Below are 9598 nucleotides of genomic sequence, written 5' to 3'. Positions count from 1 at the left end.
TTTTTCAACGGCCTGTTAAGGTGCCGCAACAGTATATTACATCCGATTGCTGGCGAGGATATGTAGGAGCATGGGAAATAAAGAATGGCCGCCTTTATTTAATTGGCATAAGCGGAAAATATAATCTTCGTGAAAATACCCCAATTTTTGCCAACTGGTACACCGGAACACTCGCAGTATCCGAAGGGAGTATAATTAATCAAATCAACAACGGATACACTTTTGTTTACGAAAAAGATGTGAATATAAAAATTAAAAATGGGTTTGTCGTCTTAATCAAAACAATCGATAATCGCCAAAAACTAAAAAATATTGAATCGCAGAAAACCAATAATGAAAACGATTTAAAAACTTCTTTAATCAAGAAATTTGTTGCCACACAAGGAATTGAGGATATCGTGCACTTCACAAGAATTGAAAATATACCATCCATTCTGAAAAATGGACTATATGGACGAAAATCTTTAAGTGAAGTGGGGGTGGGGATAATTATAAACGACCGCCATAGATTTGACTATCTACCTGATGCCATATGTTGCTCAATATCGTTCCCCAACTACAAAATGTTCTATCAACTACGAAAAGACAACCCTGGCACAGATTGGGCTGTCTTGAGAATAAAATCACAAATACTCTGGGAAAAGAATTGCGTATTTTGCATCCAGAACGCTGCAAAACGATCAGTGGCACTGACCAAATTACAGCATCGTAAAGGACTGGAGGCTCTTCAGCTTTTGTTTGCGGATATAGACGCCGCACCATCACGCAAAGATCTAAATATCCCTAATTATTACCCTACGCACCCACAGGCAGAAGTGCTCATATTGGATAGAATCGAGCCAGAAATGATTTTGGATATAAGCTTAGATCAAAAAGAGCGCATCCGTGATCACAAGAAAGTCATGGAGATAGTAGAATCCTGCAACGGAGAGAAAGAATTTTTTACAATAAGCATTATTTCGATGCCAGAAAAGATTATGCAAATTGGAGAGGTGCGCAAATTGGCTAAGCGACCCATATACATACCCAATAGATCCGGAAAACTATTGGTGAAGACCGAATTTGTTGAATTCAATTGGCACCCCGGAATGTCAGTGATACAAAAACAAAAATCAATTCACTCACTACACGAATCCGCCATTGCCAAAAATCTCTGCAGCAATCCATTAGAGATATCCAGCAAATCCAACGTTGAGCTTGGAATCGCACTCAGCGCATTCAATCTCAAAGTAACGACCCAAAAACTAAAAAAAACTTTCACCGTTGAAACCGCCTATCAATCAAGCAAGGTTTTTGCCAGCGGGGGGCCTTACAAAGATTTACTGTTTGGTACATCTAGAGCAGCGAAAACAGACCAAAGAATCAGGGAATCTGGATCTTTAATAGGATTCGATTTTTTTGGTGAAAATTGGCCGCTAGAGCCTAGAACTGCATTCTATGACTGGCTATACATTAATGCACTGCATAAAAATCAATGGGCGGTAGAGCAATTATCAGACTATGATGCTTTCACAGATATCGAGTTCAACCCTGATAAATCAATAAACTGCCAAGCATACTCTGTCGCGCTTTATCGTTCACTTGAAGCGCGCAATCTCATTAGAGATGCAACTTCAAGCAGAGAAGCATACATGGATATAATTACGTCTGTTCTTGTTAGTAATGCATCTGAAAACACAGTGCTGCAACCACGGTTAGTTTGAGTAATGCCCCAGCCACAACCGCGGCAATTTAAATTGGCCAATGAGTCAGCGTTGCATCACAATCTTGGAACACCAGGGAGGTGACCTACGGCAGGTAGAACACCTCGATCTCGTGCTCATTTGCCTGTACTCAGGCGGCTAAGTCCTTGGCATGATGAGCCCTGAGGTTGTCGAGTATGAGGAAGACTTTGTGACCTTCGCTGTCCTGTACGAGTCATTGCATGAAGCCCAGGGTCGTCTCGGTAGTCGCTGCGCCTTTAAGGAACTCTAGCCGCACCAGCCCCTTGCTGCTGATGGCGGCCAGTACCGGCGCGTTTCCCGCCGGGGCGTAGCCTCGCACCCAGTGACTGTCCTGTGCCACCGCCGTCTCGTCGGCCCAGTAGACGATGCCGTCCTCCTGCTTGGTCTTGCTCACAATCAAGGGATATACCTCCGGTATCCAGCGCTGCTGCGCAGGGCCTTGAGCGCATCCGGGGGAAAGCTTTCGAGCATCGATTTTTTCAATGGTCAATAGACCGCGCGTTTTTTTTAGCCATTGCCACTTGAATAATGACGGTTAGTATTATTGAGTAAACAGGATTAAAAATGGAAGCCATACCCTGTACCTGTAAAGGCGATAACGAAAACTGCCGGTGGTGCGATGGAACCGGATACCGGGCCTCAAGAACGGTTGAGGATTTAAAAAAGGAGTCGATCCGTGATCGGCAAATCAATGGCAAAAGTGCTGGGAAGTCAAGTGTCTCTGCTGCCGTAAAAAACAAGTCGATCGCGAATGCCCCTTCGCAAAAAAACAAAACCGCTACAAGCAAAAAAATATCCGGCTACCGGCTGATTCGCTGCATCCGATGCGATAAATTTTTTTCCAGTACATTGCAGCACAGGTGCTCGTTGCCGGCGGCCCAAATCCTTAAAAGAACGGATCAGCCTAGATTTGCCGTCTCGTCGGATAAAAAACAAAGGGGCCTGCGCCCTCCAGAGAGAGCGTCCGTCAAAACACCGGAGCAAATTCGTTATGCCATCCGTAGAATGGCTCCGAGTTTTATTGAAATAAACCTTAAGCAGTGCCCGTTTTGTAACGATTCGCCCGTGGTCCGACTGCAAAAGCACATCAAGAGCCACCATCCGGAGAAAATGGATGATATCTCAAAAATGCAGGTCGACAAGCCGTACGTTTGCAAGGTGTGCAATGAGGCGTTCAACAAAAGAAGGCAAGCCATTGATCACCTATGCAGCAGACACAATGAGCACCTGTTTCAGGTCGCCATCAAGTCAGAAAACGCAGGCGGATCGAGAAGTGTTGTTCAGCGCCCAGGAAAGACGTCGGAAAGAATTCGATCTGAGAAATATTTTCCAAATGATCCAATAAAAATCAAAAAGCCAGCATCCAAAAAGATTTTCAGAAAAGAAGACGTCGACACCATCGAGAGCGCGATGCAGGCGACCGTTAGGGGTCTATATGACAACGGCATCTTGCGCGAAATGCCTGGAAACGAGCAGGCCATGGACGCCAAACGCCATTGGGGTGGATCGTTCCGGGATGGGGGTCAATTTGGATCTTACTCTAGCCACGACGACTATGACGAAGAAGGAAGTCCCTGAGATTTTGGTTCGTGGGGCTAATTTCTGCCAAAAAGTAGACACTATTACGCCGCTTTTGCATGCTGACTTGATTGGCTTGTTTCAGGCGCCCAGCCGCTCCAGCAGCCCGGCCAGCCCATGCCGCACCGTCGCCGTCCGCACCGCATCGCGGTCGCCGTCGAAGTGCCGGCATTCGGTCCAGGCCTGATCGCCAAGCGCCCAGCCGAACCAGACCAGGCCGACCGGCTTTTCCGGGCTGCCGCCGGTCGGGCCGGCGACGCCGGTGACCGCGATGCTGGCCCGGGCCCTGGAATGCGCCAGCGCGCCCAGCGCCATCGCGCGCGCCACCGGTTCGCTGACCGCGCCATGGGCCTCGATCAGTGTCGCCGGCACGCCGAGCTGCTCGGTCTTGGCGGTGTTGGAATAGGTCACGAAGCCGCGCTCGAACCAGTCGCTCGAGCCGCTCAGGGACGTGCAGCAGGCGGCGATCAGGCCGCCGGTGCAGCTCTCGGCCGTGGCCAGCATGCGGCCGCTGGCCTTGAGCGCCTGTGCCAGCTCGGTGCAGAGTTGCAGGATCTCGGGGTCGTCGGTTCTCATCACGCGGTTCGGTCAGGGGTGGGAGTTTGTTGGGCCGGCTTCAGAGCCAGCGCCAGAACGCGATCACGAACAGGGTGCAGGCGGCCGCGACCAGGTCGTCGAACATGATGCCCCAGCCGCCGCGCCAGCCCCAGCCCTTGAAGGCCTGGTCGGCCCAGCGCACCGGGCCGGGCTTGGCGGCGTCGAAGTAGCGGAACAGCAGGAAGGCCCAGAACTGGCCCCAGAAGCCGACCGGCGCCGCCAGCCAGAGCACGAGCCAGAACGCGACCACCTCGTCGATCACGATATAGCCCGGGTCTGCCACCCCGGTGCGCCTGACGGTGGCGACGCTGGCCCACCAGCCGGCCAGCAGCGTGAGGCCGATGATCAATGCCCAGCCGAGGTCGCCCGGCTGGCCGAGCCGGTCGATCAGCAGGAAGGCGATCCAGGCCCAGAGCGTGCCGACGGTGCCGGGCGCGACCCGGCTCAGGCCGGAGCCGAAGCCGAGCGCGATCAGGTGCGACAGGCGGGACAGCAGGAAGCGGCGATCCGGTTGCACCGGGGCGGCTTTCGGAAAAGGTTTGTAGGAGTTTTCCATCGAGATTGAATCGTTCAGTCGAACCAGGCCGCGCAGCCGCCGACGGGCTCGAAGCGGCGTTGCAGCCAGCGCAGCCGGGTCGGACCGGGCAGGGCGCGTTCGCGCACCGAGTGCTGCGGGTCGCCGGGCAGGCACAGCAGGCGCTCGCCGTCGATCTCGCAGCCCTCGGGCTGGATGCGCGGCGGGCGAGTGGCCAGTGCCTCGTTCCAGGCGCTGGCCACGTCGGCATGGCGGCAGAGCTGTACCAGGCTCAGGAGCTGGGGCGGCACCAGTTCGAGCTGGCGTTCGGCGTGCAGTTCCAGCGCCTGGCGCGGCGCCAGCCAGACCGCCTCGGTGGTTTCGAAACCGTCGTGGCGCGCTTGCTGTCCTTGCGGCAGCCTTGCCAGGAAGAAGCGGGTATCGAAACGCGCGCCCGAGGCTGGGTGGTCGGGCGTGACCCAGCGCGACCAGGGCAGGATGGCGCTGGCCTGCCAGCGCAGGCCGAGCGCTGCCATGGCGTCGGCCAGCGCTTCGCCAGCGGCCTGGCGGTCCGCCAGCGCCTGCCTGGCCTGGGCGTCGGCGCCTTCGGCCAGCAGCAGGCCGGCTTCCTCGAAGCTTTCGCGCAGCGCGGCGATGTGCAGGCCGGCGGCCTGTTCCGGGCTCAGTCCGGGCTCGTCCAGCCGGGCCAGCAGCGCTTCGGCCTCCAGGTCGAGCGCGGCCAGCGCATCGGGGCTGCAGTCGGCCGGGTCGAGCTTGCCGCCCGGAAAGACATAGACGCCGCCCAGCACGCGGGTGTCGGCATGGCGGCGCAGCAGCAGCACCTCGAGTCCGGCGCTGCCGTCGCGCAGCAGCACCAGGGAGGCGGCGTCGCGCGCCGGGCGTTCGGTATCGTGAGTGGTCATGGGGCAGGCAGGATTCAGGCGAAATGGTCGAAGCTGGCCAGGGCCAGATCGAGGGGCTGGCCGGATTCGTTGCGCCAGCGCAGGCCGGGCTCGGCGCTGATGCGGCCCAGGCAGGATACTGGAGTGGCGGCCGCGCGGGCGGCCTGCAGCAGGGCCTCGCGCGCCGCGGCGGGGGCGGTGAAGACCAGCTCGTAGTCGTCGCCGCCGGCCAGCGCGCAGCGCAGCGCGCGCTCGCGTGGCTGGGCGCGCAGGTCGGCGCTGATGGCGTCAGAGCCCAGCAGTGCGCCGACCTCGAGGTCGGCGCCGACGCCCGAGGCGGCCAGGATATGGCCCAGGTCGCCGCACAGGCCGTCGCTGACATCGGCCGCCGCGCTCGCAAGACCGCGCAGCTCCAGGCCCAGCGCCAGCCGGGGCGTCGGGCGCTCGAGCCGCTGGCGCGCGCGCGCCAGCCGCTCGGGCGCCAGCTCGATCTCGCCCAGCAGCGCCTCGAGCGCGAGCCGGGCGTCACCGAGCTGGCCGCTGACCCAGACCTCGTCGCCGGCGCGCGCGCCGCTGCGGCGCAGCTCCTGGCCCGGCGGCACCTGGCCGAATACCGTGATGCTGAGGTTGAGCGGCCCCTGGGTGGTGTCGCCGCCGACCAGCGGACAGCCCGCGGCATCGGCCAGCGCAAACAGGCCGGCGCTGAAGCCGGCCAGCCAGGTTGCGTCGGCGCGCGGCAGCGCGAGCGCGAGCGTGAAGCCGAGCGGGCGGGCACCCATCGCGGCCAGGTCGCTCAGGTTGACCGCGAGCGCCTTGTGGCCCAGCGCGACCGGATCGACATCGGCGAAGAAATGCCGGCCTTCGACCAGCATGTCGGTCGAGACCGCGAGCCGCTGGCCCGGATCGGGCTGCAGCAGCGCGCAGTCGTCGCCCACGCCCAGCACCACGCCGGGCGGGTGGGGGCCGGTGCGCTGGAAGTAGTGGCGTATCAGTTCAAACTCGCCCATCGGGTGGCTCGTCCTCGTTGTTTTCTGGGGGGGCGATGTCGGCATCGGCATGGACCTGGGTTTCCTGCTGGGCGCTGACCGGCCACAGGAAGCTCAGCGGCGCGCGGCGCAGTCGGTGCCGGATCGCGCCCTGGATGCGCTGGCGGTTGACATCGCTGACGCTGCGTGCCTTGAGCGCGAGGCGGAAGGCCAGGTAGAAGCTGACCGCCAGGTTGATCGGGCCGACCAGCAGCGTGGCGGCCACGGCCGACCAGAAGGCCGGCTCGAGCAGCACCGTCCAGCCCAGCGCCATCACGGCGGCGGTCAGCTGGCCCGTGACCAGGGTCACGTGGCGCACCTCGAGCTCGAGCCCGAAAAACCCCGCGACGGCCGGCACCAGCCCGAGCAGCAGCCCGAGCGAGATATTGGCCGCCAGGCCCGAGACATGGGTGCGCATGAAATGGCTGCAGCGCTGCGCCAGCCGCTTGCCCAGCCGGCGCGTGATGGCCGGGTGGTAGGCCAGCGCCGAGTCCAGCTTGTGCAGCACGAACCAGTTCTCGACCCAGCCCGCGATGATGCTGCTAGCGAACAGCAGCAGGCCGGTCATGGCTGCGAACAGCAGCGTCGGGCCCAGCAGCTGATGGCTGTCGATCACGTAGCGCGCCTTCTCGGGCGTCAGCATCGGCGCGTCGGTCGTCAGCCACAGCGCGGTGCTGATCAGCGCCACCACCGGTATCACCAGCGCCAGGTTGCCGATGATGGCCGCGACCTGGGAGCGGAACAGGTGCGCGACCTCGTCGACGAAGCGCAGCACCCCTTCGCGCGAGCGCAGGTCGCGCAGCTTGGCGACCATGGCCGGCGCGGTCACGGCCGGCTGCTTGGTCGCGACCGTCAGGTGCAGCAGCTGGATCAGCACGAAGGCGATCGCGTAATTCAGTCCCGCCGCCAGTCCGCCCCAGAACGCCGACAGCGCCAGGCCGCCGAGCAGGAACTTGAACCAGGTCGTGAAGCCCATCACGGCGCCGCCGCCGCCGGCGCGCAGCAGCATGTCGCGGTATTCGTCCCAGTTGCGCGTGATGTAGTGCTCGCCGCTCTCGGCGCTGCGCTCGGCCACGCGCGCCGCGGTCAGCTGGGTGCTGGTCGAGATCAGCGCGCGGATGCTGCGGCTCTCGTGTCCGACCTGCACCAGATGCGCGATCAGCCGGGCCGTCGTGCGCGGGCGCTGCTCGGACAGCAGGCAGTCGAGCAGGGTGGTCGCGCGCAGCACCCGCTCGCGCAGCTGGCGCAGCCGGAACACGATGCCGACCGAGATGCCATGCTCCTCGAGGTGGGCATAGACCGAATAGGCGGCCTGGCGTGCCTCGTCCAGCAGCCGGTGCAGTTCGGGCAGCTGGGCCCGGGCCTCGGCGCTGTCCAGGCCCTGCGTGGCGGCGGCGCGGCGGAAGTTCTCCAGCGCCATCGGCAGGTCCTGGAAGCTGCGCGCCTGGCGCGCCTCGACCGACATGCGCGAGCGCAGCTCGGGCCTAAAGCCGGTCGCGCTGATCTGTCCGATGCAGAACGACAGCGCATCCATCAGCGTCTGTTCCCAGCCGCTCAGGCGGCTCGCCGGCCTGTCACCGGGCGTGCCACGCGGTTCGGGCTCCGATCCGAGCAGCGTGCCGAGCTGCTCGAGCTGGCGCGCCGGCAAGGCGGCCAGCCAGCGCGCATCGAGCGGGTCGTGGAACAGCAGGCCGAACAGCTCGCCCATGTCGCTGGTCACGGGCGAGCTCGGCAGCAGCTTGCGCCTGATCCGGTGTCCGAGTTCGGTCATGAAGGCCGACTGCGAGGCGAAGCCGAAGTCGGCCAGCAGCGGCGCCAGGTCGAGGTCCTGGCGCAAGCGCCGCCACCAGAGCTGCCAGCGGGCCAGCCAGCCGGGGTCGGCCTCGGCGGCATCGAGCAGCGCGCCGAGCCGCTTGAGCGTGGCCGGCACGTCGGCTTCGGGGCCGCGCAGCCACTCGATCAGGGCGATCAGCCACAGATGGCGCTCGGCCTGGCCGGCGTCGGGATCGAGTCCTGCCAGCAGGGCCTCGGGCGACGGGTCTTGCCATGTCATGCCGGCCTCCTGTCAGTCGGGGCCAGCGCCGGCGGGCGGCACGTTGAGCGTGAAGGTCGGGATCGCCACCTCGAAGCGGTGGCCGTCGACGCCGACGCAGAAGTAATGCCCGCTCATGATGCCCATGGCGGTCTGCAGGCGGGTGCTGCTGGTGTACTGGAAGGCCTCGCCCGGCTGCAGCAGGGGCTGGCGACCGACCACGCCCAGTCCATCGACGACCTGGGTTTCGCCGAAGGCATCCTCGATTTCCCAGTGACGCGCGATCAGCTGGGCCGGCACCGAGCCGGTGTTGGAGATCGTGACCGTGTAGGCAAAGACATAGGAGTCCTCCATGGGCGAGGACTGCGCGGGCAGGTATTCGGGCCTGACGTGGACGGCGAACTGGTGTTGCGGCATGTGCCAATCCTAACCAGCTTCTGCCGCCTTGTCGGCCGCAGGGCTGGCCCGGACCCGGCGCGCGGGGCGGCAAAGCTGCCACAATCTCGCGCATGAGCCACTACCGCATCGCCCCCTCCATCCTCTCGGCCGACTTCGCCCGCCTGGGCGAGGAGGTCCGCCATGTGCTGGCCGCTGGCGCCGACTGGATCCACTTCGACGTGATGGACAACCATTACGTGCCGAACCTGACCTTCGGACCGATGGTCTGCAAGGCCCTCAAGAAGCATGCCTTCAAGCCCGACGGCACGCCGGCGCCGATCGACGTCCACCTGATGGTGAGCCCGGTCGATGCGCTGGCCGCCGATTTCGCCGACGCCGGTGCCGACCTGATCAGCTTCCACCCCGATGCCTCGACCCATGTGCACCGCAGCGTGCAGGCGATCAAGGCGCGCGGCCTCAAGGCCGGCCTGGTGTTCAACCCGGCCGAGCCGCTCGACGTGCTCGACTGGGTGATCGACGACATCGACCTGATCCTGATCATGAGCGTCAACCCCGGCTTCGGCGGCCAGGGCTTCATCGACAGCGCGCTGCGCAAGATCGAGGCTGCGCGCAAGCGCATCGAGGCCAGCGGCAAGGACATTCGGCTCGAGGTCGATGGCGGCATCAAGGCGGCCAACATCCGCGGCGTCGCCGACGCCGGTGCCGACACCTTCGTCGCTGGCAGCGCGATCTTCGGCCAGTCTGACTACAAGACCGTGATCGACCACATGCGCGCCGCGCTGGCCTGATTCCGGCCTGCTGGCGCCGGTCTAGGGCCTGTTAACACA

Annotated in this window: 10 protein-coding genes; 3 read left to right on the top strand and 7 right to left on the bottom strand. The window is 62.0% G+C overall.

Features of this window, described 5'->3' with window-relative positions:
• Positions 1 to 1703 (top strand): DarT1-associated NADAR antitoxin family protein (locus C6P64_RS17985; RefSeq protein ID WP_146115919.1); only part of this gene is annotated, 1703 nt, incomplete at its 5' end.
• A 214-nt stretch (positions 1704 to 1917) separates the two neighbouring features.
• Here the strand turns inward: C6P64_RS17985 and C6P64_RS12545 are convergent.
• The gene (locus C6P64_RS12545) at positions 1918 to 2124 is read right to left on the bottom strand and encodes a hypothetical protein (RefSeq protein WP_105748907.1); all 207 of its coding nucleotides are present in this window, start codon (positions 2122 to 2124) and stop codon (positions 1918 to 1920) included.
• A 164-nt stretch (positions 2125 to 2288) separates the two neighbouring features.
• Between C6P64_RS12545 and C6P64_RS17980 the strand changes: the two genes are divergently transcribed.
• The gene (locus tag C6P64_RS17980) at positions 2289 to 3302 is read left to right on the top strand and encodes a hypothetical protein (protein WP_146115918.1); all 1014 of its coding nucleotides are present in this window, start codon (positions 2289 to 2291) and stop codon (positions 3300 to 3302) included.
• A gap of 81 nt (positions 3303 to 3383) precedes the next feature.
• On the opposite strand, the gene C6P64_RS12540 is transcribed toward C6P64_RS17980, so the two are convergent.
• Genes C6P64_RS12540 through apaG form a run of 6 tightly spaced genes read right to left on the bottom strand, consistent with a single transcriptional unit; the run spans position 3384 to position 8789 of the window.
• A complete protein-coding gene (locus tag C6P64_RS12540; RefSeq protein WP_105748908.1) occupies positions 3384 to 3878 on the bottom strand; it encodes a CinA family protein in 495 nt (164 codons plus the stop codon).
• A gap of 40 nt (positions 3879 to 3918) precedes the next feature.
• Entirely contained in the window at positions 3919 to 4455 is a 537-nt protein-coding gene (locus tag C6P64_RS12535) for a phosphatidylglycerophosphatase A family protein (RefSeq protein WP_105748906.1), read from the bottom strand.
• 14 nt (positions 4456 to 4469) lie between these two features.
• Entirely contained in the window at positions 4470 to 5336 is an 867-nt protein-coding gene (locus tag C6P64_RS12530; protein ID WP_105748905.1) for an NUDIX hydrolase, read from the bottom strand.
• 14 nt (positions 5337 to 5350) lie between these two features.
• A complete protein-coding gene (thiL, locus tag C6P64_RS12525; protein ID WP_105748904.1) occupies positions 5351 to 6322 on the bottom strand; it encodes a thiamine-phosphate kinase in 972 nt (323 codons plus the stop codon).
• Positions 6309 to 8393: a site-specific recombinase gene (locus tag C6P64_RS12520; protein WP_105748903.1), complete on the bottom strand. Its 2085-nt coding sequence runs from the start codon at positions 8391 to 8393 to the stop codon at positions 6309 to 6311. Before C6P64_RS12520 ends, thiL begins: the two co-directional genes overlap by 14 nt.
• 12 nt (positions 8394 to 8405) lie before the next feature.
• Entirely contained in the window at positions 8406 to 8789 is a 384-nt protein-coding gene (gene apaG, locus C6P64_RS12515; RefSeq protein WP_105748902.1) for a Co2+/Mg2+ efflux protein ApaG, read from the bottom strand.
• A gap of 92 nt (positions 8790 to 8881) precedes the next feature.
• On the opposite strand from apaG, the gene rpe reads away from it, so the two are divergent.
• Positions 8882 to 9559 carry a ribulose-phosphate 3-epimerase gene (gene rpe / locus C6P64_RS12510; RefSeq protein ID WP_105748901.1) on the top strand — a complete coding sequence of 226 codons (678 nt, stop codon included), beginning with the start codon at positions 8882 to 8884 and terminating at the stop codon, positions 9557 to 9559.
• Positions 9560 to 9598: the final 39 nt, after the last annotated feature.

The sequence above is a fragment of the Malikia granosa genome (assembly GCF_002980595.1).
Classification (GTDB): Bacteria; Pseudomonadota; Gammaproteobacteria; order Burkholderiales; family Burkholderiaceae_C; genus Malikia; species Malikia granosa.
This window is presented reverse-complemented; position numbering and strand designations above follow the sequence as displayed.